The sequence below is a fragment of the Rhizobium sp. 01L410 genome (genome assembly GCF_056400165.1).
In genome coordinates this window covers 462,861-488,797 of record NZ_JBFTST010000002.1, presented here as the reverse complement: position 1 = coordinate 488,797, position 25,937 = coordinate 462,861, and the positions used below count along the sequence as shown (strand labels likewise).

Annotated in this window: 30 protein-coding genes and 1 tRNA gene; 16 read left to right on the top strand and 15 right to left on the bottom strand. The window is 60.1% G+C overall.

Features of this window, described 5'->3' with window-relative positions:
- Positions 1–49: 49 nt before the first annotated feature.
- Both AC1DV9_RS06950 and AC1DV9_RS06945 read right to left on the bottom strand, forming a co-directional pair.
- Complete coding sequence (locus tag AC1DV9_RS06950; protein WP_477946883.1) at positions 50–655, bottom strand: flavin reductase family protein; 606 nt, start codon at positions 653–655, stop codon at positions 50–52.
- Positions 655–1,239, bottom strand: coding sequence for a nitroreductase family protein (locus tag AC1DV9_RS06945; protein WP_112518320.1), 585 nt, complete (start codon positions 1,237–1,239; stop codon positions 655–657). The genes AC1DV9_RS06950 and AC1DV9_RS06945 overlap by 1 nt, the downstream gene beginning before the upstream one ends.
- A 113-nt stretch (positions 1,240–1,352) precedes the next feature.
- Between AC1DV9_RS06945 and AC1DV9_RS06940 the strand changes: the two genes are divergently transcribed.
- Together AC1DV9_RS06940 and AC1DV9_RS06935 are read left to right on the top strand one after the other, a co-directional pair.
- Entirely contained in the window at positions 1,353–2,453 is a 1,101-nt protein-coding gene (locus tag AC1DV9_RS06940; protein ID WP_477946881.1) for a hypothetical protein, read from the top strand.
- Between the two features lie 181 nt (positions 2,454–2,634).
- Complete coding sequence (locus tag AC1DV9_RS06935) at positions 2,635–2,847, top strand: hypothetical protein (protein ID WP_112387345.1); 213 nt, start codon at positions 2,635–2,637, stop codon at positions 2,845–2,847.
- Positions 2,848–2,919: 72 nt separating this feature from the next.
- Here AC1DV9_RS06935 and thrS read toward each other — a convergent pair whose 3' ends face one another.
- The 4 genes from thrS to AC1DV9_RS06915 all read right to left on the bottom strand — a co-directional run bounded on the left by thrS (position 2,920) and on the right by AC1DV9_RS06915 (position 6,422).
- Positions 2,920–4,926 carry a threonine--tRNA ligase gene (gene thrS, locus AC1DV9_RS06930; RefSeq protein ID WP_477946879.1) on the bottom strand — a complete coding sequence of 669 codons (2,007 nt, stop codon included), beginning with the start codon at positions 4,924–4,926 and terminating at the stop codon, positions 2,920–2,922.
- A gap of 128 nt (positions 4,927–5,054) precedes the next feature.
- On the bottom strand, positions 5,055–5,579 hold the full coding sequence (locus AC1DV9_RS06925) for a DUF1697 domain-containing protein (RefSeq protein ID WP_477946877.1): 525 nt from the start codon (positions 5,577–5,579) through the stop codon (positions 5,055–5,057).
- The gene (gene yidD, locus AC1DV9_RS06920) at positions 5,576–5,971 is read right to left on the bottom strand and encodes a membrane protein insertion efficiency factor YidD (RefSeq protein ID WP_477946875.1); all 396 of its coding nucleotides are present in this window, start codon (positions 5,969–5,971) and stop codon (positions 5,576–5,578) included. The genes AC1DV9_RS06925 and yidD overlap by 4 nt, the downstream gene beginning before the upstream one ends.
- Positions 5,972–5,975: 4 nt before the next feature.
- Positions 5,976–6,422, bottom strand: a complete 447-nt coding sequence (locus AC1DV9_RS06915) for an iron-sulfur cluster assembly scaffold protein (protein ID WP_477942963.1) — start codon at positions 6,420–6,422, stop codon at positions 5,976–5,978.
- 301 nt (positions 6,423–6,723) lie between these two features.
- On the opposite strand from AC1DV9_RS06915, the gene folE reads away from it, so the two are divergent.
- The 3 genes from folE to AC1DV9_RS06900 all read left to right on the top strand — a co-directional run bounded on the left by folE (position 6,724) and on the right by AC1DV9_RS06900 (position 8,910).
- Positions 6,724–7,338: a GTP cyclohydrolase I FolE gene (gene folE / locus AC1DV9_RS06910; RefSeq protein ID WP_112387340.1), complete on the top strand. Its 615-nt coding sequence runs from the start codon at positions 6,724–6,726 to the stop codon at positions 7,336–7,338.
- A gap of 27 nt (positions 7,339–7,365) precedes the next feature.
- Complete coding sequence (hisI, locus tag AC1DV9_RS06905; RefSeq protein WP_112387339.1) at positions 7,366–7,818, top strand: phosphoribosyl-AMP cyclohydrolase; 453 nt, start codon at positions 7,366–7,368, stop codon at positions 7,816–7,818.
- Positions 7,819–7,935: 117 nt separating this feature from the next.
- On the top strand, positions 7,936–8,910 hold the full coding sequence (locus AC1DV9_RS06900) for a patatin-like phospholipase family protein (protein WP_112387338.1): 975 nt from the start codon (positions 7,936–7,938) through the stop codon (positions 8,908–8,910).
- 15 nt (positions 8,911–8,925) lie between these two features.
- On the opposite strand, the gene AC1DV9_RS06895 is transcribed toward AC1DV9_RS06900, so the two are convergent.
- Both AC1DV9_RS06895 and AC1DV9_RS06890 read right to left on the bottom strand, forming a co-directional pair.
- Complete coding sequence (locus tag AC1DV9_RS06895) at positions 8,926–9,360, bottom strand: CBS domain-containing protein (protein ID WP_112387337.1); 435 nt, start codon at positions 9,358–9,360, stop codon at positions 8,926–8,928.
- Positions 9,361–9,464: 104 nt separating this feature from the next.
- Entirely contained in the window at positions 9,465–10,235 is a 771-nt protein-coding gene (locus tag AC1DV9_RS06890; RefSeq protein WP_477946873.1) for a rhomboid family intramembrane serine protease, read from the bottom strand.
- 278 nt (positions 10,236–10,513) lie between these two features.
- Between AC1DV9_RS06890 and AC1DV9_RS06885 the strand changes: the two genes are divergently transcribed.
- Together AC1DV9_RS06885 and AC1DV9_RS06880 are read left to right on the top strand one after the other, a co-directional pair.
- Positions 10,514–11,149 carry a PAS domain-containing protein gene (locus tag AC1DV9_RS06885; protein ID WP_310299848.1) on the top strand — a complete coding sequence of 212 codons (636 nt, stop codon included), beginning with the start codon at positions 10,514–10,516 and terminating at the stop codon, positions 11,147–11,149.
- Positions 11,150–11,273: 124 nt separating this feature from the next.
- Positions 11,274–11,882, top strand: coding sequence for a PilZ domain-containing protein (locus AC1DV9_RS06880; protein WP_112387334.1), 609 nt, complete (start codon positions 11,274–11,276; stop codon positions 11,880–11,882).
- A gap of 57 nt (positions 11,883–11,939) precedes the next feature.
- Here AC1DV9_RS06880 and AC1DV9_RS06875 read toward each other — a convergent pair whose 3' ends face one another.
- Complete coding sequence (locus AC1DV9_RS06875) at positions 11,940–12,980, bottom strand: hypothetical protein (RefSeq protein ID WP_477946871.1); 1,041 nt, start codon at positions 12,978–12,980, stop codon at positions 11,940–11,942.
- A 636-nt stretch (positions 12,981–13,616) separates the two neighbouring features.
- Between AC1DV9_RS06875 and AC1DV9_RS06870 the strand changes: the two genes are divergently transcribed.
- The 4 genes from AC1DV9_RS06870 to AC1DV9_RS06855 all read left to right on the top strand — a co-directional run bounded on the left by AC1DV9_RS06870 (position 13,617) and on the right by AC1DV9_RS06855 (position 17,245).
- Positions 13,617–14,216, top strand: coding sequence for a transglutaminase-like cysteine peptidase (locus AC1DV9_RS06870; protein ID WP_112387332.1), 600 nt, complete (start codon positions 13,617–13,619; stop codon positions 14,214–14,216).
- 240 nt (positions 14,217–14,456) lie between these two features.
- Positions 14,457–15,209 carry a hypothetical protein gene (locus AC1DV9_RS06865; RefSeq protein WP_477946870.1) on the top strand — a complete coding sequence of 251 codons (753 nt, stop codon included), beginning with the start codon at positions 14,457–14,459 and terminating at the stop codon, positions 15,207–15,209.
- Positions 15,210–15,330: 121 nt separating this feature from the next.
- Positions 15,331–16,857 carry a D-alanyl-D-alanine carboxypeptidase gene (locus AC1DV9_RS06860; RefSeq protein ID WP_477946868.1) on the top strand — a complete coding sequence of 509 codons (1,527 nt, stop codon included), beginning with the start codon at positions 15,331–15,333 and terminating at the stop codon, positions 16,855–16,857.
- Positions 16,858–16,969: 112 nt separating this feature from the next.
- Positions 16,970–17,245: a hypothetical protein gene (locus tag AC1DV9_RS06855; protein WP_112387329.1), complete on the top strand. Its 276-nt coding sequence runs from the start codon at positions 16,970–16,972 to the stop codon at positions 17,243–17,245.
- Positions 17,246–17,249: 4 nt separating this feature from the next.
- Here the strand turns inward: AC1DV9_RS06855 and AC1DV9_RS06850 are convergent, their stop codons facing one another.
- Both AC1DV9_RS06850 and AC1DV9_RS06845 read right to left on the bottom strand, forming a co-directional pair.
- Positions 17,250–17,687 (bottom strand): DUF1489 family protein, encoded by a 438-nt coding sequence (locus AC1DV9_RS06850; RefSeq protein WP_112387328.1) that lies wholly within the window; start codon positions 17,685–17,687, stop codon positions 17,250–17,252.
- Positions 17,688–17,749: 62 nt separating this feature from the next.
- Entirely contained in the window at positions 17,750–19,156 is a 1,407-nt protein-coding gene (locus tag AC1DV9_RS06845) for an L-serine ammonia-lyase (RefSeq protein ID WP_477946867.1), read from the bottom strand.
- A gap of 234 nt (positions 19,157–19,390) precedes the next feature.
- On the opposite strand from AC1DV9_RS06845, the gene AC1DV9_RS06840 reads away from it, so the two are divergent.
- Together AC1DV9_RS06840 and AC1DV9_RS06835 are read left to right on the top strand one after the other, a co-directional pair.
- Positions 19,391–20,158 (top strand): DUF599 family protein, encoded by a 768-nt coding sequence (locus AC1DV9_RS06840; protein WP_112516293.1) that lies wholly within the window; start codon positions 19,391–19,393, stop codon positions 20,156–20,158.
- Positions 20,159–21,160, top strand: coding sequence for a heparan-alpha-glucosaminide N-acetyltransferase (locus AC1DV9_RS06835; protein WP_477946866.1), 1,002 nt, complete (start codon positions 20,159–20,161; stop codon positions 21,158–21,160).
- Between the two features lie 4 nt (positions 21,161–21,164).
- Here the strand turns inward: AC1DV9_RS06835 and AC1DV9_RS06830 are convergent, their stop codons facing one another.
- Positions 21,165–21,557, bottom strand: coding sequence for a MerR family transcriptional regulator (locus tag AC1DV9_RS06830; protein WP_112387324.1), 393 nt, complete (start codon positions 21,555–21,557; stop codon positions 21,165–21,167).
- A 70-nt stretch (positions 21,558–21,627) separates the two neighbouring features.
- Positions 21,628–23,043, bottom strand: a complete 1,416-nt coding sequence (gene mgtE, locus AC1DV9_RS06825) for a magnesium transporter (RefSeq protein WP_477946864.1) — start codon at positions 23,041–23,043, stop codon at positions 21,628–21,630.
- Between the two features lie 243 nt (positions 23,044–23,286).
- On the opposite strand from mgtE, the gene AC1DV9_RS06820 reads away from it, so the two are divergent.
- The 3 genes from AC1DV9_RS06820 to AC1DV9_RS06810 all read left to right on the top strand — a co-directional run bounded on the left by AC1DV9_RS06820 (position 23,287) and on the right by AC1DV9_RS06810 (position 24,978).
- A complete protein-coding gene (locus AC1DV9_RS06820; RefSeq protein WP_477946863.1) occupies positions 23,287–23,781 on the top strand; it encodes a peptide deformylase in 495 nt (164 codons plus the stop codon).
- 71 nt (positions 23,782–23,852) lie between these two features.
- Entirely contained in the window at positions 23,853–24,350 is a 498-nt protein-coding gene (locus tag AC1DV9_RS06815; RefSeq protein WP_477946861.1) for a BON domain-containing protein, read from the top strand.
- 274 nt (positions 24,351–24,624) lie between these two features.
- Positions 24,625–24,978, top strand: coding sequence for a hypothetical protein (locus AC1DV9_RS06810; protein ID WP_112387320.1), 354 nt, complete (start codon positions 24,625–24,627; stop codon positions 24,976–24,978).
- A gap of 58 nt (positions 24,979–25,036) precedes the next feature.
- On the opposite strand, the gene AC1DV9_RS06805 is transcribed toward AC1DV9_RS06810, so the two are convergent.
- Together AC1DV9_RS06805 and AC1DV9_RS06800 are read right to left on the bottom strand one after the other, a co-directional pair.
- Positions 25,037–25,681, bottom strand: a complete 645-nt coding sequence (locus AC1DV9_RS06805; protein WP_477946860.1) for a metallophosphoesterase family protein — start codon at positions 25,679–25,681, stop codon at positions 25,037–25,039.
- Between the two features lie 157 nt (positions 25,682–25,838).
- Positions 25,839–25,923 (bottom strand) — tRNA-Leu (locus AC1DV9_RS06800).
- Positions 25,924–25,937: the final 14 nt, after the last annotated feature.

The following is a 25,937-nucleotide window of genomic DNA, read 5'->3' as shown; positions in this document are numbered from 1 at the left end:
TGATTGGTTCACCATATTCATTAACCCCTGTGCGCAGGGCACAAGCGCATCAGGGCGTCTTCGGCCGCATCATTTCGAAGACATCGCTGCCTTCCGCATAGTCCATGTATCCCATGCGGGCCACCGGCCGGGCGATCGACATGTCAAGGCGGCCTTCGCGGATGATCGTCTCGTCGATATGGATGCCGACCACCTCGCCGAGCACCATGACATTCTCGGACGGCTCGCCGGACAGCCCCTTCGGCTCGATGATTTCGGTCACCTTGCATTCCAGAACCGCAAAGGCTTCCGCGACATAGGGTGCGTCGACGATCTCGCCCTGCCGCGCCGTCAGCCCCGCTAGCTCGAACTCGTTGGTTCCGTAGGGCACGGCCGCCGATGACACATTCATGTGCTCGACCAGATGGCGGCTGACGAAGTTGCAGGTGAAAACACCTGTTTCAGCCGCATTCTTCTGGCTGTGCTTGCGCCCGCTGGAGGAGAACATCACCAGCTTCGGACGGTCCGAGATCGCATTGAAGAAGGAATAGGGGCCGAGATTCAGCGAACCATCGGTGCCCTTCGTCCCGATCCAGCCGATCGGCCGCGGCGACACGATCGCCTTGAAAGGATCATGCGCCAGGCCATGCTTGTTGGCGTCCGTCCGGTAGAACATCAGTTCTCTCCACCGACCCAGGTTACGGTTTCCGTCAGTTCCGGGCGCGGGCGCTCGACCGGCGGAAATTCAGACGAACCCATATGGATGAAGCCGGCAACCTTCTCACCCGGCTGCACGCCGAGCAGCGGATAGGCGCGTTCGTCGAAGGCGAACCACTCGGTCAGCCAGTTCGCCACCCAGCCATGCGCATTGGCAGAGAAGATGACGTTGAGGCACAGAGCACCAGCCGACATCACCTGCTCCCATTCCGGAATCTTGAAATGCGGCCCGGCCTTGCTGACGACGGCGACAACGACAGGAGCCCGGGTGAAGCGCGTGCGTTCCACCTGGATCATCTCATCCGACAGTTCAGGCTTGGCTTCGAGAGCAAGTTTCAGCAATTCCTCGCCGATCCGTACGCGCTCCTCGCCGCGATAGACGATGAAGCGCCATGGCGCCAGCTTGCCGTGGTCAGGAACGCGCGACGACAGGCGAAGGATTTCCTCGATTTCGGCTTTGCCGGGACCCGGCTCGCACATCTGGAACGCAGGAATGGAACGGCGCACGTTGAGGTAATCGATCAGCTTGATATCGGATTTCATGCGGGAGAAACTTTCAATTTCAGGACTGTAACGGGGATGGGTCTTGAATTTGCCATCGGGTTGGTCTTGAAGTGGCCCCTGTGATTTCTAAAGTCAATCGGTCCAGGAAACTCATGACCGGCATTTTGCCCCTTGCGCGGATAGCCCTTGCGCTTGCACTGGTGATCTCCTCGCCGTTTTCGGCAGGCGCGCAAGATGCATTCAAGGACTTCAAGCAGCTCGACACCACGGCCAAGATGCCGAAGCTGAACGCTTTCATCGCCCCCGGCACGACGCCGCCGGGCGCGCTTCTGCATGAAGTGCCGATGGAGGCAAAGCTGACGACCGACGGACAGCCGGTCGAAGATGGGCTTTCCTGGTATGTCTTCAGCCCGATCGCCGGTGCCGACGGCAAGCTGCCGCTGATTGCCAGCGCCAAGGGTGGTTCCGCCGCGTTCCAGCTGGCGCCCGGTGATTACTTCGTCAATGTCTCCTTCGGGCGCGCCGGCGTCACCAAGAAGGTCAACGTGCCCGAGAGCGGCGCGGTCGACAAGCAGGTCATGGTGCTCGATGCCGGCGGCCTGCTGCTGAACGCGGTATCCGGTTCCGACGTCCGCATCCGCCCGGATCAGCTGAGCTTCTCGATCTACTCTTCCGAAGTCCGTGACGACGGCGAGCGTGGCCTCGTCATGGCCGATGTATCGCCCAATACCGTCGTCCGTCTGAATGCCGGGACCTATCACGTCGTCTCCGAATATGGCGACGTCAACGCCGTCATCCGCGCCGATATCCAGATCGAGGCCGGCAAGCTGACGGAAGCGACGATCCAGCATCGCGCGGCGCAGATCACCTTCAAGCTCGTCTCCGATGCCGGCGGCGAGGCAATCGCCGACACCGCCTGGTCGATCCTGACGGCCGCCGGCGACAGCGTCGGCGAAAGCGTCAGCGCCTTCCCGACGATGGTGCTTGCCGAAGGCGAATATTCCGCCGTAGCCCGTAACAAGGACAAGATCTACCAGCGCGATTTCAAGGTCGAAGCCGGCAAGAACACCGATGTCGAAGTGCTGATGAAGGACGTCCAGCCACAGGAGCCGGACAGCGCCGCAACGACCGTACAGCCTGAGCCGCAGCCCTCTGCGGCGGGTGAGCCGCCGCAGAAATCGGCGCAGGCGCCGCTGCCGTCCTACGACCAGCTGGTTCCGAACAGCGGATCGGACGGCGCAGACGCCGATTGATGCCTGCTCCCCTCGTCTGAACGGAGCATTCCCCTCGCCCATCCCGATGAGCAGCGCATAGCCCGCGCGCAGAACACCTGCATCCGATTAGGCGAATGGAAGCCCGAAGGTGGACATGCGATTGTTGCGCGTGCGGAGGGGTTCCGTATCGAGAAGTCATGCCGAACGAAGGAGGTGTCCCATGCGGACCATCTGCGCGGCATTGACGATGTGTATCGCGCTCGCGCTCTGCGCGCCGAGTGTCAAGTACGTCAGTTTGCCCGGATATGCCTTCAAGACCGACCCGAAATGCATGCGGACGGTATCGAAGGCCAAGTTTGACCGCAAATGCGATTACCCGAAACTGGGGATCAAGGATTTCACGCCGCCAAGCGTAACCGTTCTCGGAATTTGATCCATGAAATTCAAAGGGGCGGCGCTCGATCGAGCGCCGCCCCTTTGCATGCTTGTATTCACCCAAATCGGCTTAAGCGGCCTTGGCCTTCTTCGCCTCGATCTTGCGGCGAACATCCGGCGGCGTCGCTTCCCAGGTCAGGCTCTCGATCGCCTCATCGAGCGTCATCGAGGTCTGCTCCTGGCTGCCGAGGCGGCGGATGTTGACCGTCCGCTCTTCGGATTCCTTCTTGCCGCAGACGATGATCACCGGAACCTTCGTAACGGAATGTTCGCGGACCTTGTAGTTGATCTTCTCGTTACGGAAGTCGGTCGAAACGTTCAGACCGGCCTCGCGCAGCGCTTCGGCAACTTCAGCGCCGTAGCCATCGGCTTCCGACGTGATCGTCGCGACGACGATCTGCTGCGGTGCGATCCAAAGCGGTATGTGGCCGGCGAAGTTCTCGATCAGGATACCGAGGAAGCGTTCCATCGAGCCGCAGATGGCGCGATGGATCATCACCGGCTGCGTCTTCTCCGAATTGCTGTCGATGTAGAAGGCGCCGAAACGCTCCGGCAGGTTGAAGTCGACCTGCGTCGTGCCGCACTGCCATTCACGGCCGATGGCGTCCTTCAGCGTATATTCGAACTTCGGCCCGTAGAAAGCACCCTCGCCCGGCAGAATGCCGGTCTTGATGCGGCCCTCAGACTGCTCCTCGATCGTCTTCAGCACGTCCATCATAACGCTTTCGGCGCGATCCCAAAGGGCGTCGGTGCCGACGCGCTTTTCGGGACGGGTCGAGAGCTTGACGACGATCTCCTTGAAGCCGAAGTCCTCATAGACCGAAAGGATCAGATCGTTGATCCTGAGGCATTCCGAAGCCATCTGCTCGTCGGTGCAGAACACATGCGCGTCGTCCTGCGTGAAGCCGCGGACGCGCATCAGCCCGTGCAGCGCACCAGACGCCTCGTAGCGATGCACGTTGCCGAATTCGGCAAGACGGATCGGCAGCTCGCGATAGGACTTCAAGCCATGCTTGAAGATCTGCACGTGACCCGGGCAGTTCATCGGCTTCAGTGCGAAGATGCGGTTGTCGGCTTCCTTGTCTTCAGGATGCGTAAAGGCGTAAGCCGACTTCACCGCAAACATGTTCTCCTGATACCAGCCCCAGTGACCCGAGGTCTCCCAGAGCGATGCATCGAGAACCTGCGGTGCATTGACCTCCTCATAGGTACCGGCCAGACGCCGGCGCATGTAGGCGGTGAGCGTCTGGAACATGCGCCAGCCCTTGCCATGCCAGAAGACGACGCCCGGGCCCTCTTCCTGGAAATGGAACAGATCCATCTCGCGGCCAAGCTTGCGGTGATCGCGCTTCTCGGCTTCGGCCAGGATATGCAGGTAGTTGTCGAGCTCTGACTGCTCGGCGAAAGCCGTGCCGTAGATGCGAGAGAGCATGGCGTTGTTGCTGTCACCGCGCCAATAGGCGCCGGCAACCTTCATCAGCTTGAAGGCATTGCCGATCTGGCCGGTGGAGGCCATATGCGGACCGCGGCACAGGTCGAACCATTCGCCCTGATTGTAGATCTTCAGATCCTGTCCTTCAGGGATTGCATCGACAAGCTCGACCTTGTACTGCTCGCCCTTGGCGGCGAAGACTTCCTTCGCCTTCTCGCGCGACCACACCTGCTTGGTGAAGGGCGCATTTCGGGCGATGATTTCCTTCATCTTCTTTTCGATCTTCGGCAGATCGTCAGGCGTGAAGGGCTCGTTCTTGGCGAAGTCGTAATAGAAGCCGTTCTCGATCACCGGACCGATGGTGACCTGCGTGCCGGGCCAGAGTTCCTGCACGGCTTCTGCCATGACGTGTGCTGCGTCGTGGCGGATGAGTTCCAGCGCGCGCTCGTCATTGCGGGTGATGATCTCGATTCTGCCCGTAACAACGGGATCGGAAAGGTCGCGCACAACGCCGTCGATCGCAATGGCGACGGACTTCTTGGCAAGCGACTTGGAAATGGATTCGGCAACCTCGCGCCCGGTCGTACCGGCAGCGAAATCGCGCACATTGCCATCAGGGAAAGTCAGGGAAACGGATTGGGACATATCGATATTCTCCTTGTCCAGTCCCGCCAACGAATGCGGGTGGTTGCAATGAAGCGCTGCGTCCGTACGCAAAGCGCTGCCGCCTGATAATCGGATTTGGCCTGTTAGTAAAGAAAAAGCAGGTCTTGTCAGAGCATCTCGGCCAGACCGCGAACGGTGTTCCAGTTGCGCAGCGTGCCCGCCCCCATGCGCTTGGTGGTCAGCGCCGAAAGCAGTTTCCATTCGCTGGGCTTGCCGGCGAAATCGATCCACAGATCGCCATCGGCAAGCGCCAGACGCTGGCTGGGGTCGGCATAGGCCTTCAGCTTGTCGAGTGCCGAGATATCGAGCGGCTTGCGCATGACGCGAACGATCACCTGGCTGCCCTCACCATCAGGAAACGGATTGGACCGTGCCAGCCGCTCCCAGCTCTTGCCGGTGCGGACGATGATGTCGACCGGCTTGCCGAACTTCTCGATGAACGCCGCCTCCAGCTTCTTCTCGATATCACCGGTAGGCGACTCCGGTGCCTCGAAGATGATATTGCCGGTCGAGACAAGTGTGCGTGGGTTGCGGTAGCCGAGCGCCGAGGCCATGTCGCGCAGGTCGGACATCACCACCCGGCGTCCCGGCGCCAGGACGATACTGTGCAGCAGGGCAACGTAGACGGTCACGCGGCTTTCCGGCCGAACGCGAGATAGCGCCAGGGTGTCCACCAATGGAATCGCCGTTCCAGCCGTTCCGGCACCGGATCGAGCCCGCTCGTGCCACCCGGACCGCAGCGTCCGACGCGAAACAGCGTCATCCATCCGCCTGCCCACAGCCCATGGCGGGCGACGGCCTCGTAGCCATATTCGGAGCAGGTCGGGATATGACGGCAGGAATTGCCGATGAAACCGGAGAGGGTCAGCTGGTAGAGCCGGATGAAGCCCATCCCTGCGAGCCTGCTCGGCGTTTTCGGGAAAGCGCCCGCGTAGTTGCGGGAGAAGCGTTTGGGCTTTTGCGGAGCCGCCGCCGCGCCGCCCTCGTCTTCGTCGTCATGCTGCAGGGAGCAGAACTCGCACATCGCCTCAGGCTTCCACCATCTCGGCGCGCTTCGCCTCGATCTGGCCGATGGCATCGACGACGGCGTCGAAGGTCAGCATCGTCGAGGCGTGCCGCGCCTTGTAATCCCTGACCGGGCGCAGATAGCGCATTTCCTCGAAGCGGCCCTCGGGTCCGTCGCCATCGGCCTTCAGCATGTCGAGCATATCCTGGCGCGCCTTGCGCAACTCGCCTGCGGTGGCGCCGACGACATGGCGCGCCATGACCGACGAGGACGCCTGCCCGAGCGCGCAGGCTTTCACGTCATGGGCGAAATCGCTGACGGTATCGCCATCCATTTTCAGCCAGATCTTCACCTTCGAACCGCATAGCTTCGAATGCGCCTGGGCGCTGGCATCGGCATCTTCGAGGCTGCCGATCCGCGCAATATTGCCGGCAAATTCCAGGATTTTGCTGTTGTAGATCTCGTCCATGGTCAATTCCGCCCCAGATCACTGTGGACCGGCTCATTCGGTGGTCATTGTATCTTAAACAAAAAACGCACCGTCTCGTGTTAGCATACTTACATGAAGACGCTGTCTTCCTATATGTATGTCGTTCGAGGGCCATGAAAAAGCAATGGCCTCCGGTAAGATTGATTGGGAAACCGTGCCGGATGGGCGACGCCCTGAAAGCCCCGGAGCCTGCCAAAGGTGCAACATTCCTGACAGGGGATACCAGTTGGCGAGTCCGAAAGACGATCCGCATTCGAGCGGATCAGGAGACTTGAACAGTATGGACGCCATCGTAAAGAATTTTCCGCAGAACAGCCGCGATTCCAACCGCCCGAGCCAGAAAGAAGCCGAAGACGCCGTCCGCACGCTGCTGCGCTGGGCTGGCGAAGATCCGGCGCGTGAAGGCCTGCTCGACACCCCCTCCCGCGTCGCGAAGGCCTATCGTGAACTCTTCGCCGGCTATGATATGGATGCCGAGGATGTGCTCGGCCGCACCTTTGAAGAGGTTGCCGGCTACGATGACATGGTCCTCGTCAAGGACATTCCATTCTTCTCACATTGCGAACACCACATGGTGCCGATCATCGGCAAGGCGCATGTCGCCTATATGCCTGACGGCAAGGTCCTCGGCCTGTCGAAAATCGCCCGTGTCGTCGAAATCTTCGGCCGGCGCCTGCAGACGCAGGAAACCATGACGGCGCAGATCGCCAAGTCGATCGATGAAACGTTGCGTCCGCGCGGTGTCGCGGTCATGATCGAAGCCGAACATATGTGCATGGCCATGCGCGGTGTGCAGAAGCAGGGCTCGACCACATTGACGACAACCTTTACTGGGACCTTCAAGTCCGAACCTGCCGACCAGGCGCGATTCATGTCCATGGTACGGGGCCGCTGATACCGGCTTCACAAAGAGAGCCGATCGATGACGCCATTCGCCTTCAACGCGCCTTCAGACGACAAATCCGAGCTCGAGGACGCGGGGGATTTCACCCCGCGCTTCGATGATCGCGGCTTGATCACTGCGATCGTGACCGACGTTCAGGACGGCGAGCTCCTGATGGTCGCACATATGAACGCGCAGGCTCTGGCGCTCACCATCCAGACAGGCAAGGCGCACTACTTCAGCCGTTCGCGTGGCAAGCTGTGGATGAAGGGTGAAACGTCGGGCAATATCCAAACGGTCAGGGAGATCCGTACCGATTGCGATCAGGATGCCATCTGGCTGAAAGTAGAGGTCGCCGGTCACGATGCGACATGCCATACTGGCCGGCGTTCATGCTTCTATCGGACCGTATCGTTGCAGGATGGAAAGCCGATGCTCGACATCGTCGATGACGAGCGCCATTTCGATCCCGCTGACGTCTATAAGAAATAGCGCAAAACGGCGGCATTTGCCTCTTATAGGGACAGATCAGCCCTCTATATACGATTTGGAAAGGGAAGAGGAACACACTTCGAAAACACAGAGTGTTCTGCCGGGAGGAGGCAAGCCATGCTGAACTGGAGTTTGCACCGTCAGGGCTCTGAAGCTGGCCAATCCGATTCCGGTTCGTCTTCCACATTGCCCGATATGACAGTTCCTACGATCTCCCCACCACCACAGAAGAAAGCCAAGATCGCGCTCGCGCTCGGCGGCGGTGCTGCGCGCGGCTGGGCCCATATCGGCGTATTGCGGGCGTTGGATGAAGCCGGCATCGAGATCGGCATGATCGCCGGCACCTCGATCGGCGCTCTCGTCGGCGGTTGCTATCTTGCCGGAAAGCTCGACGAGCTCGAAGAATTCGCCCGCTCGCTCACCATGCGCCGCATCGCCAGCCTTCTTGATCTGACGATCGGCGGCAGCGGCCTGTTCGGCGGCATGCGGCTGACGAAGCGCATGGCCGAGCATCTGGAAGGCCTGAATATCGAGGATCTTGACCGCCCGTTCGTCGCCGTGGCCGCCGAGGTCAATACCGGCCACGAGGTCTGGATTTCCAATGGTTCGCTGATCACGGCGCTGCGCGCTTCCTACGCCCTGCCCGGCATCTTCGAGCCGATCCGCAGCAACAACCGTACACTGGTCGACGGCGCCCTCGTCAATCCGGTGCCGGTCTCCGTCTGCCGCAGCTACGAACAGCCGCTCGTCTGTGCCGTGAACCTCAACTACGACCTCTTCGGCCGCTCCGCCGTCGTCAAGCACAATGCCGGACTGACGGTGCAGGAAATGCAGAAGCGCGAGGAAACACCCTATACCCGTCTCGGCATGACCGGCGTCATGGTGCAGGCCTTCAACATCATTCAGGATCGAATTTCACGCGCGCGTCTGGCGGGCGACCCGCCGGATATTTCGCTGCACCCGCGGCTCAGCGATATCGGGCTTTCGGAGTTCCATCGCGCCGGCGAGGCAATCGAGCGCGGTTACCAGGAAGCCTCGCTGAGGCTTCCCGAACTGAAGCGAATGCAGGAAGCTTTTGCCGGCCACGCGTAATGGCCGGCGCCGCACCTACCCTGCAATATAGGCCTTGATCTCCTCGGCCTCGCGTTCGACCGCCGCAATGCGGGTCTTCACCACGTCACCGATCGAAATGATGCCGCTGAGCTTGCCGTTGCTCTCCACCGGCACATGCCGGAAGCGCTTGCTGGTCATCAGCTCCATCAGTTCATTGACGGTCGAATCCTCGTGGCAGCGGAACACTTTCGAGGTCATCATCGAGGCGACCGGTTGGTCGAGACAGTCCTTGCCTGATTTGGCGATCGCATGAACGACGTCGCGTTCGGTAAATATCCCGGAAATCTTGCCCTGCACGCCGACGATGACAATCGCGCCGATCTTCTTCTGGCTGAGCACCTTGGCGGCTTCGGCAACGGTGGTGTTCGGACCAGCCGTCACGACGTCGCGGCCCTTCAGGTCGAGTATGGCTTTTACTGTGTTGGACATCAGCAACCTCCTATGTCGTAAGTGGATACACTTTACTGGATCACAGGCATCCGCGACGGTCTCTCCTCCCAACGCGGATCAGTTGGAATGGTGCACTTCAACGATCAGGATTGCAATACGGACGGCTCGTCCTGACCTTCGTCCGAAGGCGGTAGTGCACGGTCGAACAGCGGAAACAGGAAGAAGCCGAAGACGAAACCGCCGATATGGGCGTCCCAGGCGATCGCCTGGCTGCCGTCGCCAATAAGCGGCACACCAACGGCAATCAGCGCGTTGCCGAACAGCCAGAACAGCGTGAAAACGATGACGGTTCGGCTGCGGAAGGTTTCGGCGATCGACAGCCGCGGATTGAGGTGCGCCGGCACGCCGGGGCGCGGCTGAGCCGGAAAGGCAAAACGGCAGGCAGCGCCCATCAAGCCTGAAATGACGCCGGAGGCGCCGATCAGCAGCGTCGGATCGCCCCAGTTCAGCGCTGCATGCAGCGCGGCAGATGCGATCGATGACAGGATCCAGAAGGCGAGATAGCGGCCGGTGCCGATTCGCCGGATCACCGGTGCTCCGAATGCCATCAGCCAGAGACCGTTGAACAGGATATGCTCGACGCTTCCGTGCAGCAGCGAATAGGTGACGGGGCTCCACAGCCACTCCAACCCCTGGCTGGAAAACGGCATCACATAGCGAGATGGCATGAAGCCAAAAATTTCCAGCACTTCGCCAGCCGCTTGATCCGAAAGAAAGAGCGTCTGGGCAGCATATATGGCGATAAGCAGCCCGAGGGTAGCAACGAGAATGCCCGGCAGGTTAAAAATCGGCTCACGCTTCACCGGAAGCTGCTCTCCGCCGTTGCCCTGCCGTCCCGGCGATTGCTCGTCCATCTGTACCCTCATGTTTCGAGGTCACAGCCTTACAGGAGCGCCGGGTAAAAAAAAAGCCGTCCGGCAGAACCGGACGGCGGCCGAGCGTCCCCCGGGATAACCCCGTGCCCGATAAGTCTTTCGTGCTGAACTTCGTTTCCGAAGCGATGACAGGACATCTCCCATGGAAGGGCGGAGCGGGCAATCGAAACCGTTCTTTAACCTTAACGACCCCGACTTGGCATGAAACCCGCAGGATAACACTCAAGCAGGCCATGACGGCCTGATTCTGGACTGTAATGAAACAGATTGGGTGCACCGTGCGTCATCACACCATCATCGATGTTTACGACTACTGGAACCGTTTGCGCGGCACCCGGGACGCGCCGCTGAAATCCGAACTGGAACCGTCCACTTTGGGTCACATGCTGCCCAGCCTCTTCATACTGGAGATCAGCGCCGAAGGCCCGGTCACCTTCAGGCTGGCCGGCGCCAAGATTTCCGATCTTTTCGGCCAGGATCTGCGCGACGAGAGCTTCTCGGCATTGTTCGGCGAAGGATATGGCAACACCATCGAAGCCACGCTGGCCGGCGCCATGCGCCATGCGATGCCGGCACTGCTCAACGTAACGGGTTACAGCACCGCCGGCCACCGCGCAGCCTTCGAGATCGCGCTGATGCCGCTGCGGTCGGATGACGGTCACTGCGAGCGCCTCTTCGGCGTCATTGCCGCCACGACTGTCGCCAGCTGGCTGGAGGTCGTGCCGCTCGATTTCCTGGTGCTCGACCGCTGCCGCGCGCTGCGGAATTTCCAGGGCGACGCTAGTGCCGAAGCAGGCTGGCAGGTGAGCACCAAACCCACAAGACCGCATGGTCTGGGCGCGATTCTGGGGCGAGTCGTTTCCTCGTTCCGCAGTGGTTCACCTGCCCGCTGAAGCGTCTCGAAACGATACAGATCGGATGCTTGCCAGAAGCTGCAATGTGAGGTCGTCAGACAACCTTCTGTTAAGGTGTTGCGGGTAAAGATCGCACTATATCATTTTATAAAGAAGCGCTTTCATGCACTCGTTCCAGCAAGCTCAGACGCAGAGAGCGCCGCGCCCTGAACAGGGTGTTTTTCAGCGCGTGCCGATCAATATGCAGGGCCGGCTGATGCTTGCGAACTACGAAGAGTTCGAATGCATGGTCATCGACATGTCGCCAGGCGACATGTACGTCACCTGCCCCGGCCGGCCGCGCGCCAACGAACGTGTCGTCGCCTATATCGACCATCTTGGCCGCGTCGAAGGCCACGTGCAGACCGTCGATGCCCGCGGCTTCACCATGTCGATCAATGCAACGGAACGGAAGCGCGAGAAGCTTGCGGCACAGCTGACCTGGCTCGCCAACAAGCACGAACTTGGCCTGCCGGAAGACCGCCGCCACGACCGTCTGACGCCGCGCGAAACCAAGAGCGAACTGACGCTCGAAGACGGTACGCGCTATGTCTGCCGTATCATGGACCTTTCGCTGTCGGGCGCTGCCGTCGACGTCGAGGCCCGGCCACCGCTCGGCACAGCGATCCGCCTCGGCAACATGCGCGGCCGCGTGGTGCGCCATTTCTCCGAAGGCGTGGCGCTCGAGTTCCTGTCGCTGCAATCTCGCGACACGCTGCGCGAATTCCTCTAGGCGTCATCCTTCTGTCATCGCCATCGACGATCAAGGCCGCCTCGCAAGAAGGCGGCTTTAATTCATGAGTAACCGGTAGTAGTCGGCGAGCACCTGATGGCAAGTCGAGTCTTCGAGATTGAACGGCCGGTTGGACGGATGGTCTAATTTCAATGCTTTACGCATAACCCGCTCGATATGCTGTAGATTAGATTTTGAGATTCCTAACGCACTGCCGACGATGTTTTTTTGGTCATCTCTCCCGGTTGTTTCCATCAAGCGAACATTCATCTCTCCAAAAGAGAAACCGAGGAACATAATGTTCACAGCGTCGTTCAACCGAGCCGCCATAAGATCGACGGTCTGCTGCTCAGTTACTTGTTCGGTGAAGGTTCGAATCTGTTTTGAGACGGCAATCAATCTGTCGCGATGAACATCGGCGCCGAAACCAGCCATTTCCAAGAAGTAGTCGCCGACCTTTCCGTAAGGATGAACTATCTCCAAATTCGCGCATACATCGTATGCATCCTGCAGAGGTATTCCCATGAATTGGGCAAAAGCATGCGTCAGATAGTGTTCGATGCAGCGATCGTAGTTGAATGTGATAATCGTGACGTTTTCGAAAGCCTCTCCCAGTTTACTGCGCTTCACGTTTTCGGTCAGCATCTTGAAGAGTAAATTATGCCAACTTGGCAGGCGTTTCTCGAACCTGTAACGCTCATGAAGCGAATGAAAGTCTAATAGGCCATGCGATTGAGCGTAAATTTCACTGTTCTGCTCGGCTTCGAGAATGCATCGAGCAATCGCTAATTTCCCGGTCGCGAGAATGAACTTGTTGTCTGAGTGTGTGTGCAGAAAATTGTCTATCGAAATGGCGAGTGGCATTGAGTTCGCGATGGTCTCAGCAGCCGTAAACCAAGGAATCATGTTGTGATCCTGGTCCGCCACAGCGAGTGCGTACATCGCATCTCTGATGCGCTCATCCGGCACTGCAGAAGATTGTGAGCTAGGTCGTTTCAGCTTATCAGCGATATTTCTGGCTAAACCATCGCCAACGGGTAGCCCGACTTCGTGACTGCCGCCGGCACCAACCACGAAAACCGTCTTCTGCTTAAACAATGAGCTCTCCTGCGGCTACGCGTAACGTCTAGCATGTGAATGAGCTCCCTCGCTTCGTCTGAATCCCTTATCCCCCGTAAAATCGACAAGATGCGAAGCTGATCGATTTGGCTGACTCCACCGAGATCGGCCCAATCCTGGCCTGAAGCCGAGCTCGTCATCGTCGAAAATGCCGCTCATTCCCTCGACAACAGCGCCATCGCCGCTGCTATCGTCGATGCAGCGGCAAAATTTCTGCATTTTTTCAAAAAATAATTTTCACCGGAATCGGGCGAAAACCGGCCAATTCGGCGCTTAATGCTCCCTTATGTCAGCGATCTTGCATCTGATCCGGCAAGATCAGCCTGCAAGGCAGCGTTAACAACGCGATAACAAGCCGCAATCCGGAACACTCCACCGTTAACTTTTACCCCGGAATAGCGCCATTCCGGCACAGAACCCGTATCGGGAATAGCTGCAATTTTAATCGAATTTGCCGCAAATTTTCTGCGGTTTTTATGCGTATTCGATTCAAATATCGTTCAAGTTTTCTCCGCTTTTGAATCAACTAAGCACTTAATTTGACTACGTAATTTTGCGCCGGATAAAACCGTCGATGTCATTGTCACCTCAACAAACGGGGAGACGGCAGAGACAATGTTCAACGCAATCAAGAGCGGCATTTTCGCCAGTATCATGATGATCACCATGACGGGCACAGGACAGGCGGCGCCCGGCAGCATGACGCTTGCAGGCAACGCTAGCCCACCGATCGGCGCCTATCAGTTCTGCAAGGAAAATCCGGCCGATTGCAGCAATCCCGCCGGTGACGCCGGCCCGCTACTTCTCACCGAAGCACGCTGGAAGGATATCCTGAAGATCAACTATCAGGTCAACTCGTCGATCCAGCCGATGACCGACATGGAGATCTACGGTGTGGAAGAGCGCTGGGCCTACCCGCGTACCGTCGGCGACTGTGAGGACTATGCGCTCTTGAAGCGCAAGCTGCTGATCGATGCCGGCGTCTCGCCGTCCGACCTCCTGATGACCGTGGTGCTGCAGCCGAATGGCGAAGGCCATGCCGTCCTGACCGTCCGCACCGACCACGGCGACTTCATTCTCGATAACATGCGCAACAAGGTCATGCTCTGGGCCGATACCGAATACACCTACCTCAAGCGCCAATCTTCCGATGATCCGAATCGCTGGATGAAGCTTCAGGATGGCCGTGCGGTTGCCGTCGGCAGCGTGAAGTAAGAGACCTGCCGGGATTTTCCGGCACCATAGCCAGGCACCGGTCAGTCCCCCGCATCCCCGTCCCCGACCGGCGCCCCAGAGCCGCTCCCGCTGTCCCGGGAGCGGCTCGCCCTTTATCGGGCGCCCCGAATCCCTTTGGTTAATGCGATATTAACCACCCTCACCTGATGATGCCGTCAGATTCATCCAGGCACCGGCGGCTCACGTTTTTCTTGCGGCGGTCAACGACTGAGAGCCGTCATGAGCCATCTCGCCCCCAATGCCGCCGCAGTCGACGAAAGCCCTATCCTCTCCAGTGGCTTCCTCATCCGCGTCACCGCCGCCGTTGCCGTTCTTGCTGTCCTCACCATTGCGATCAGCCTCGGCGGCCGCTGGTTCGGCCGCCACATCACGCTGGCAGGAAATAGCGACAGCACCCAGGCCGTCAGCGTCACGATCGGCCGCGACACGCTCAACCTTTCCGAAAACACGATTCGCTTCCCGAGCCAACGCCATGCCGGCGTCTCCGAGCGCGCCGACCTGTATCTGACCTGGCCGGAAATGCAGGGCTACACGAAGAACGACCGCGAACGCTTCGACGACGTCGCCCAGTCGGCCGGCCTCATCTTCCTGCAGATCACCCAAAGCACGATGTCGCGCGACATGTCCGGGCGAATCGAACCGATCTACGCCCATCTGATGGACGGTACGGCCAAGCCCTATGCCGATGGCCTGACGCTCCACAACCTGCGCGCCGATGCCGGCTACACCGGAGAGGTCCTGCTGACGGCAGAGCGCCCGAACACGGCCGACTATGCCGTTCGCTGCATCCTGCCCGAATCGCCCGAGCTCGCGACCAGCGGCGACTGCCAGCGCGACATCAAGGTCGGCAAGGATTTGAGCGTGCTTTACCGATTCTCCAGCCGTCATTTGAACGATTGGGACCATATTGATGCCGCTATTCGCTCTTTTGTGGAGGCGCGTCTCGCGACCCGTTCTGCGACAAGCCGGTAAAACGCGGCTGACGGGCGAAAGAAACGATTAATCATAAACGGATTGGTAACTCAGCCCCGGTAACTTCCGTAGTCAACGATCGCCGCGGAGGGGCGTGCGGTCCGGTTCAAAAACATCAGAAATGCAAGCGAAGAGTGAAATAGTGTCAAGGTCAGTCTCCTCCGTACATCCGTCGCGGTCCGGCAATTTCCTGGTGAAGATGCTTGCGGCACTTGCGATCGCCACGACGGCGTTTCTTGCCGAATCGGTTACCGCGGAAGCGGAAGCAGCCAATCCGAAATATGCAGGCATCGTCGTCGATGCGAAGACCGGCAATGTTCTCTACAGCGAGAACGCCGACCGTCTTCAGTATCCGGCATCGCTGACCAAGATGATGACCCTCTACATGACCTTCGAGGCGCTGGAGCAGGGTCGTATTTCGCTCGATACTCGCGTCCCCTTCTCTCCGCACGCTTCCGCCCAAGCGCCGACCAAGCTCGGCGTTCGCGCCGGCGGTTCGATCACCGTCGAACAGGGCATTCTCGGCCTCGTGACGCTGTCCGCCAACGATGCGGCAACCGCGCTTGGCGAGATGATCGGTGGTGGAAGCGAAGACCGCTTTGCGCAGATGATGACGGCCAAGGCCCATGCGCTCGGCATGACCCGCACCACCTATCGCAACGCCAACGGCCTGCCGAACACCGCGCAGATGACGACAGCCCGTGACCAGGCCCGCCTCGGCATCGCGCTTCGCCAGCATTTCCCGCAATATTACGGCTATTTCGCCACGCAAAGCTTCAAGTTCGGTACTCGCACCATCCGCAGCCACAACCGCCTCGTCGGTTCCGTGCGCGGCGTCGATGGCATCAAGACCGGCTATACCCGTGCTGCAGGCTTCAATCTCGTCAGCTCCGTGCAGGACGACGGCCGCTCGATCGTTGGCGTGGTCATGGGTGGCGCCTCTACCCCTGCCCGCGACAACCAGATGCGCAAGCTGATCGCCACCTATCTGCCGAAGGCCTCGACACGCGGCGGCACCAAGCTGATTGCCGAACCGGCTCCGACGCGGGCACCTGCCCCGGTGGCTGAAGTTCCGGTCGCGGCTGCCTCCGAGATCGAATTGCCGCATACAGCTCCGGCTCCGGCTGCACGCTACGAAGTTGCCGCTGCGGCGACCGCTTACACCGACACACCTGCGGTAAAGACGGAAAACCCGCTGGTCGCCGCTCAGCAGCCGGCCGAGATGCCGTCGCCGACGAAGGTCAAGACCGTTGCGATCAAGGGTTCGGTTGCCGTCCCCACGCCGGCGCCTGCCTATATGCCGGAACAGGCTGACGACAATTCCGTCGATCAGCTGACCACGGCTTCTGTCCCTGCGGCAAAGGCTGCTGCGACGCCTGCACCGGTCACCGAAAAGGGTCCGGCAGGCTGGGTCGTCCAGATCGGCGTCTCGTCCAGCAAGGATGCAGCGATGGATCTGCTGCAGAACGCCAAGACCAAGGGCGGCAAGGCGCTGAGCTCCGCCAAGCCTTTCGCTGTCGCCTATGCCAATGACGGTGAACAGATTTATCGCGCCCGCTTCGGCGGCTTCGACGACCAGCGTGACGCGGTCAATGCCTGCAAGGCGCTGAAGCGCGCCGGCGTCAAGTGCTGGGCGGCTGCCCAGTGAGATATTCGGTGCCGCCAGTCCTGTTTCTGACGGCACCGCTGACGGCCGAACCGGTGTTTGCGGTTCTGGTCGAAGTTCGTGACCTCGATTGTTAGTGCGTACGGGGAATATTATGGCGATCAATGGAAATGTACCGGGCTTTCCGCCCGAAGGACGCGCAACCGGCAAGCCGGCCCGCATCGGCCTGCACCCGCTTCATGAGGCTGCCTTGCGCCTCGCCGAGATCGGGCGGCCGCGCGCGACCAAGTCGGCCAAGACCAAGGATCTGATCAATCTTCTGCTGACCCATGGCGCCCGCGCCTGGCGCTACCAGCAGCCCGAGGCCCGCATCCACCTGCACGTCACGTGCCCGGAAGGCACGTCGCCGGTCACGCTGCGGCTTCGGTGATTATCTAGAGCAATCCGAGTTCCGAAAGCTCGCGGCGCAGGTCCGCGGGCATTTCAGCAATACCGGCGCCAAGGCTCATCAGGTCGCGCGGCGTGTCTTCTTCCGGATAGTAGCGCCAGCCCTGGAACGCCCGCTTCGGCTGAACCGATGTCTCGATGACCTCCGGTCCGAGAATGAGATGGCAGCGGCCGATGCCCTCGCCATCCGTGAAGGTCTCGATACCCAGCAGCTTCTGGCGCGCCTGTACCTGCCCCTTGATCACCCAATAGAGCGAGCCGCCGTCGAGAAGTTCATCGACGCGCTTCGGCACCATGCGGGTGGTGTGGATGGAGTGGGGCTCGAGACCGGCGGCAATCGCCCGCAGAGAACGTTCAGCGACCCATTCGCGCAGATCCTCGATGGAGTCGGCGCCAACGCACAATTTGATGAGATGCAATGCCATGCTGGCTGTTGAAATCCTTTTGACCGGCAGCGTCAAGCGCTACCGGCCCGAAGTCCACAAACTCAGCATTCCACGACGTTGACGGCCAAACCTCCGGTGGAGGTTTCCTTGTATTTCTCGCTCATGTCGTATCCCGTCTGGCGCATCGTCTCGATACAGGCGTCCAGCGGAACGAAATGCTGACCGTCTCCCTTGACCGCCAGCGAGGCCGCCGTCACTGCCTTGACGGCACCCAAGGCGTTGCGCTCGATACAGGGAACCTGGACGAGGCCGGCAACCGGATCGCAGGTCATGCCAAGGTGATGCTCGAGCGCGATCTCGGCGGCATTTTCGATCTGGGCCGGTGTCGCGCCCATGACCGCGGCGAGCCCCGCAGCCGCCATCGCAGCCGCCGAACCCACCTCGCCCTGACAGCCGACTTCGGCGCCGGAGATCGAGGCATTGTGCTTGATGATGCCGCCAACGGCCGCAGCCGTCAGCAGGTAGTCGCGGATGCCGTTCTGGTCCCAGTCGTCATGGAAATGCTCGTAGTAGCGGATCGTAGCCGGAATGACGCCGGCAGCGCCATTGGTCGGCGCGGTGACGACGCGGCCGCCCGCGGCATTCTCCTCGTTGACCGCCATGGCATAGACGCTCAGCCAGTCGTTGGCGAGCAGCGGGTTGATGCGGTTACTGCGCCATTCTTCCTGCAGCTTGTCGTGGATCTGCCGCGCCCGGCGGCGAACCTTGAGGCCACCAGGCATGATGCCATCGACCTTCAACCCTCGCTCGATACAGGAGCGCATCGCGTCCCAGATCCGGTCGAGACCGGCATCGAGCTCCTCACGGCTGCGTTGGCTCTCCTCATTAGCGCGCTTCATCTGCGCAATGGTGAGCCCGGAGCGATCGGCCATCTCCAGCATCTGCGCAGCAGTGGCGAAGGGATAGGGCACCTTGGTCGCACCGGGCGCTGCCTTCTTCTTGGCGCGCATCTGCTCGAGTTCGGTATCGGTGACCACGAAACCGCCTCCGACCGAGTAGTAGATGCGGCGCAGCAGCAGCCGGTCGTCCTTGTCGAAGGCGGAAAAGATCATGCCGTTCGCATGGCCCGGAAGCGTCTGCTTCTTGTCGAAGACCAGGTCGTTCTTCGGCAGGAAGAAATACGCGGGGTGGCCGGGCGGCGTGATGCGGCCGGAGCGCTCCACCTGTTCGATGATGCCGTCCATCTTGTCGGGATCGACGCTATCAGGCGCCTCACCCATCAGGCCAAGAATCACCGCCCTGCCCGTTCCGTGACCGATCCCGGTATAGGCAAGCGAACCATGCAGGCTGGCCTTGATCGACGCGACCTGCGCGCCTGATGAAGGGCGCGGCCACTCGTTCGACAGAATGAGGTCGAGGAAGCGGTTGGCAGCCGACATCGGCCCCATCGTATGCGAGCTCGAAGGCCCGACGCCGATCTTGAAAACATCGAATACCGAAAGGAACATGCCTGCTTCCCAATAATGAACTGCACCGAGACTATCCCCGGGCGTAACGTGCCGCGCGCGGCGAACCGACATCGCGTTTGACCGGCGCGACACTGCTGCAGAAGGATTTAATGCCTGTCGGTGCTTTGCGAAAGGCCGCGCCACTGGAAATCGCTTCAGGCCGCCGTCCCCGGTCATTGCAGCATCGCATGGCATATGTAGAGTGGCGCCGGAGACCAAGGGGTTGAATCATCGATGCTTACGCTTGCGGACTATACTGCGCTTGCCTTCTTTGCCGTGTCCTGGCTCGGCTATTCCTGGCTTCTCCGCGGCCGGACCTTCTTCGGGCGCACCAGTCTGACGCATGCGATGGGCGAGCGCCGCCGCGAGTGGATCTACAATTCGCTGCGCCGCGACCTGAAGATGATCGACACCCAGATCATGGCCGGTCTGCAGAACGGCACGGCCTTCTTCGCCTCGACCTCGATCTTCGCGATCGGTAGCTGCTTTGCCCTGCTCGGCGCCACCGACAAGGTCAGCGCCATCTTTGCCGACCTTCCTTATGTTTTCGGCGGTAGCCACGTAAGCTTCGAGCTCAAGGTCGGCGGACTGGCGGGACTGTTCGCCTATGCCTTCTTCAAGTTCGGCTGGTCCTACCGGCTCTTCAACTACTGCACCATCCTGTTCGGCGCGATCCCGATGATGCGCGACACCGAGACCGACGTCTATGCCGCGGAGCGCGCCGCCGAGCGTGTCATCCGCATGAACATCATCGCCGGCGGCCATTTCAACGAAGGCCTGCGAGCGATCTTCCTGTCGATCGGCTATCTCGGCTGGTTCGTCAACGCTTACGTTTTCATGGTAACGACGGCGACAGTCGTCTTCGTGCTGACGCGCAGGCAGTTCTTCTCGGAGGCGCGGCTGGCGATCATGGATGTGTCGCCGCCATCAAATCTCCACCTTTCTCCTATTCCCCGCGACCCAGCGCAAAACGGCGACGGTGATTTGTCCGGGAGACAGTGAATGACGATGATGGCTGACAGCAACGGCAGCCCAGCACATCCGCCCCGGATCGGCCTCCTCGATACATTGCGCGGCGCCGCCCTGATCGCCATGGCAACCTATCATTTCAGCTGGGACCTGGAGTTCATGGGCTATCTGGCGCCCGGAACCGCCGAGACCGGCTGGCTGAAGCTCTATGCGCGGGCCATCGCCACCACATTCCTGTTCATCGCCGGCCTCAGCATGGCGTTGTCGAGCCAGGCAGGCATCCGCTGGCCGTCATTCTGGAAGCGCTTCGTGATGATTGCAGGCGCTGCACTGCTGATCTCCGTCGCGACGCGCATCGCCATGCCCGGCGAGTGGATATTCTTCGGCATCCTGCACTGCATGGCGGCGATGACGCTGGTGGGCGTCGTCTTCGCGCGCCTGCCGCTCTTCGTCACCGGCCTCGTGACGATCGCCCTGGTCGCCGCCTGGATCGCCGATACCTTCATTGCCCCCGGCATGCTTCGCTCGGCGTCCTTCAACCAGCCGCTGCTCTGGTGGATCGGTCTTACCGACATGCCGCCGCGCTCCAACGACTATGTGCCGATCTTCCCCTGGGCAGCCGCCTATATGTCCGGCTTGACGCTGGCGCTGGTTGCCCTGCGCACCAGCCTGCCGCAGAAGCTTGCCGCACTTGGGACCGGCGGCTCGCTGCTGGCACGCGGCGGACGTCACAGCCTGGCATTCTATCTGATCCACCAGCCGGTGCTGATCGCCGTCGCTTACGGACTGACCTTCGTCATGCCACCGGCAAAGCCCGATCTCGCCGAAATCCACATGCGCCAATGCAATCCCGGCTGGTGCCAGGGGATGGATGCAAAGTCATGTCAGGTCTATTGCGAATGCACGCTGACCGAAATGCAGGGGCAAAAGCTGCTGGAGCCCTTCCACACGGGGATCGTCAAGGCTGACGACGACCGGGTGCAGGCGATCGCCAATCAATGCAGCATCAAGGCGCTTCCATCCGAACCGCAATAGCGGCTCAGGTACCGACGCCGATTTCGGCCAGCCGGCCGAGGCAGGATTCCTCGATATTGTCGAGTTCCGCCAGCGTGTCGTCGATATCCTTGCGCTTCTGGCGCAGGTCCTCGCGCTTTTCATCGACGCGTTTCATCAAGAGCTTGAGCTGACCGAGCTCGCCCGGCGGCTCCTTATAGACGGTGATGATTTCGCGGATCTCGGCGATGGTGAAACCGATACGCCGGCCGCGCAGGATTTCCTGGATGAGCCTGCGGTCCGCCTGACGGAAAAGCCGGGTACGGCCACGGCGCTCCGGATGGATCAGACCTTCGTCTTCGTAGAAGCGAAGCGTGCGCGTCGACACACCGAATTCGCGCGTCAGCTCCGTTATGCTATAATACTTGTTCACAGGCATCAGATTCCCACTCTCTCCCGCCAATAATATTGACTTTTACGTAATAGTCAATTTCGGCAGGCTGGCGTGGTTAAATGCCGAACCACCAGGTGGCAATCCCCAGGAATGCGAAGAAGCCCGTACAGTCGGTGACCGTCGTCACGAAAACCGATGAGGCGATGGCCGGATCGGCACCGACCTTGTCCAGAAGCAGCGGCAGCAGGATGCCCGCCAATGCCGCGGCAATCATGTTGATGATCATCGCCGCGCCGATCACCATGCCCAGCTGGTAGTCGTGGAACCAGGTGCCGGCAATCGCCCCCATAATGGTTGCGAAAATCACCCCGTTCATGACGCCGACGGTCGCTTCCCTGCGGATGATGCGGCCGGCGTTGTAAATGTCGAGATCGCGGGTCGCGAGCGCCCGCACTGTCACCGTCATCGTCTGCGTGCCGGCATTGCCGCCCATCGAGGCGACGATCGGCATCAGCACCGCCAGCGCGATCATCTTCTCGATCGAGCCGTCGAACAGCCCGATGACGCTGGCAGACAGCATCGCCGTGCCGAGATTGATCAGCAGCCAGAGAAAGCGCGAACGGACTGTGGAGATGACATTATCCGACAGCTCTTCGTCACCGACACCGCCGAGGCGCTTGATATCCTCATCGGCTTCTTCGTGGATGACGTCGACCACGTCGTCGATGGTCAGCACGCCCACCAGGCGTTCGTTCTCGTCGACGACGGCGGCTGAGAGAAGGTCATACTGCTCGAAGAGCTGTGCCGCCTCTTCCTGGTCCATCTCGGCCGGGATCGGGTGGTTCGTCTCCCGCATGATCACTTCGATCTTGTTCTGCCGCTTGGTGCGCAAAATCTGGTCGAGATCGACGGCGCCGAGCAGCTTGAAGGTCGGATCGATGACGAAGATCTGCGTGAAGGAGTAAGGCAGGTCCTCCTCCTCGCGCATGTAGTCGATCGTCTGCCCGACGGTCCAGAACGGTGGCACCGCGACGAACTCGGTCTGCATGCGCCGGCCGGCGGAGCTCTCGGGATAGTCGAGGGCTCTGCGAAGCCGCACCCGCTCGGTGAACGGCAGTTGGGCGAGAATCTCGTCCCGGTCTTCCTGATCGAGATCCTCGAGAATGTAGACGGCATCGTCCGAATCGAGATCGCCGATCGCCGCGGCGATCTGCTCGTTCGGCATCTGATCGACGATCTCGCGGCGGATCGCTTCGTCCACCTCGGTCAGCGCCGTCATGTCGAAGTCGTCGCCGAGCAGGCGCACCAGCGCCAGACGCTGATCCGGCTGGATCGCTTCGAGCAGGTCGCCGATTTCCGATTCGTGCAGGCGCGCCACATTCTGGCGCAGGAAAATCGTGTCGCGATCAGCGATTGCCGCACCGAGCAGCGCTAGAAAATCGCTGCGAACGTTGCCGTCCTCGTCATAGATGTCGGCGTCTTCGTCCTCTGGACGCTTGCGGATGCGTTCGTCTTCTTCGCTTGCCGTCATTTGCGCCTCGCATCCAGGATCATAACAGTTACGGCTTTCCTGCCGCGTTCGAGAATGGCGGCGGAAAAGGCATTTTCAACAAGCGGATAAACGAACCCCGCCAGCCGTTGCGGCAGCATAAGTCCCCGTCCCTGCTAACCGAATTGGCTCCTTGCGTCTAGCGTCCAAAACCATGTCTGCGGATGACAATGCGCCGTTGCGGCGATAGTTTCCGCAACCCGAATATCAGGAGCTTATGAAAACATGACGATCCGCCCGATCCTGCGCTATCCGCATCCCGGATTGAAAACAGTCTGCGCGCCTGTCAGCACCTTCGGCGGCGATCTGCAGAGCCTTGCGGGCGATCTGCTGGACACCATGCGGGCCGCACCCGGCGTCGGCATCACGGCGGCCCATATCGGCATCTTACAAAGGGTGGTGGTGATCGAACTCAGCAAGGCCGATGGCGTGCGGACCTATGTCAATCCGGAAATCCTCTCGTATTCGGCGGAAACTTTGCGCCAGATGGAAGGTAGTGTCTCCATGCCCGGCGCGACAGAGGAGGTCATCCGGCCCGGCGCAATCCGTTTCCGCTATCACACCGTGACCGGCGAGACGAAGGAGGAAAACGCAGATGGTTTTCTCGCCATCTGCATCCAGCATGAGATCGACCAGCTCGATGGTATCTTCTGGCTGCAGCGCCTCTCCAAGCTCAAGCGCGACCGGCTGATCCGCAAATGGGAAAAGGCCGCCCGCTAATTTCATAAAACTTCCACGAACCAATCCAGCCGATGAGCGTTCTTTGAGCATGACCTTGAAGGAGGACGATCATGCCGAAGACCGACGACAAGAGCACCATTTCACGCGAAGAAGATTATCGCGACTACGAGGAGCGCAATCTCGATGACGGCTGGCCCTATTCCGACAGCCCCGGCGCATCCTCGGCAAAGCCCGCCAACGGCGCCTATGGCGAGACATCAGCCAATTTCGACCGTGACCGCAACGGCGGCTTCCGCATCGATGGAACCGACGAGGACGGCAATGAGAACCGTCTGAGGGATTCGCTGACGGCAGATATGATCGATCGCAGCGAGAGCGACGATCTGGAAGCCCGCGTCTCCGAAAACCTCGAAAATATTCCTGATCTCGACGCCGACAGCATCGACGTCCATGCCGACGGCCATACGATCACGCTGGAAGGTTCGGTAGGGACGATCGGAATTGCCCGCAAGGCCGAACTCGGCGCGCTCTCCGTCGATGGCGTCCACCACGTTCGCAACCGTCTTGAGACGACAGGCGTCGACTCGCACATCCCGAACGAGGATTAGCTTGAATAATTGTAGAAACGAATAATGTATTCATGGGTTGTGCATTTCGATAAACCCGGCCGCGCATGTGGCCGGGTTTTGCTGTTTTGATAGGCTGCTAACCTATGTCACAAAACGGTGAAATATCGCCACAGAATCGTGAATTACATGGACAATTCGTAATCCGCACTGGCCATACACTCCCACAATTTCGCCTCAATTCAGGAGCGAACTCGTACCTGCCGAGGGTTATCGTTTCGTTGTTGATTGCAACAACTGATTGAGGAGATATCACATGAGAATCAAACTTGCAGCCACCGCGGCCCTGTTTGCCATTGGCGTCGCATCGTCCGCTTTCGCCGCTCCCATGTACGACGACAGCTACGTCCGCCCGATCCGCATCAGCCCGCCGAAGCCTGTTCACTACACCGAACATGCCCCTCCGGCCTATTCCGACGACTACACCAATGACAGCGACGGCTGGTACCAGACCAAGATGGCCGCGCCCAAGAAGATCAACTATTCCAAGCTCGAAGCCCAGCGCCTTCCGCCGTGCAAGAACCCGGCCGAACTGACGGGCGTGCAGACCAGAGCCGGTGATGGCGGAGCTTCCGATACCGATGCCTGCCGCGACGTTGGCACGCACTGACCGCGACGAAAACGCAACAAGAGCCGCATATGCGGCTCTTGTTTCATCCCCGCAGCGATCAGCCTCGAACCTGTAGCAATGTGACCGGACCGCCCGGTAGACTATCGTCGAAAACCGCGCAGGAGAGTTTTCCCCCGAAGACGCAGCCGCTGTCGAGATTGGTGCGATTTCCCGTCGTTAGCGGATTGGCCGGTGACGGCGTATGCCCGTGCACCAGATGCTTTCCCCAGAACTCACCTGATACATCGTCTTCGAAGCGCAGCCACATCAGGTCATGCGGCGCCTGATCTTCGAGATAGAGCCCTTCCCTGACGCCGGCATGCACGAAGATGCGATGCGGATCCGTGTGTAGAAGCGGCAGTGCCGCCATCCAGTTCAAGTGCGGCGATGGAACCGGTCCGCCGTAAGAGGTCAGCGTCTCGATCCCGCCATTGTCCAGCCACCACGATTCGTTATGCCGCCCATCATGAGCACCCGTTGCCATGTCCTCGTGATTGCCCTTCAGCGCGATCCATTGCCAGTCCGGCGAGCGCGGCCCTGCCATCAGCGTCTCCACGACGGCACAGCTATCTGGGCCACGGTCGATATAGTCGCCGAGAAACACGACCTTTCCTGATGGCGCATAGTCTTCCACCCGCTCGATGATCCGCAACAGCGGGCCGATGCAGCCGTGGATATCTCCAATGGCAAAGGTGAGGCTCAATGCGCCGCGCTCCCTGTCGATATGACAAAGGAATAACTAGCGTGAGGCAGCCAGTCGTCGATAGCGCCGAAACAGCTGCCAGCGGCTCAGATTTTACGTCAGCAGAATGAGATAAGAAACTGTAGAAAAAGAAAAACCCGCCGAAGCGGGTTTACTTTGGTGCGGTCGAGAAGACTCGAACTTCCACGGGTTGCCCCACAGCGACCTCAACGCTGCGCGTCTACCAATTCCGCCACGACCGCATCGTGGTAGAGCC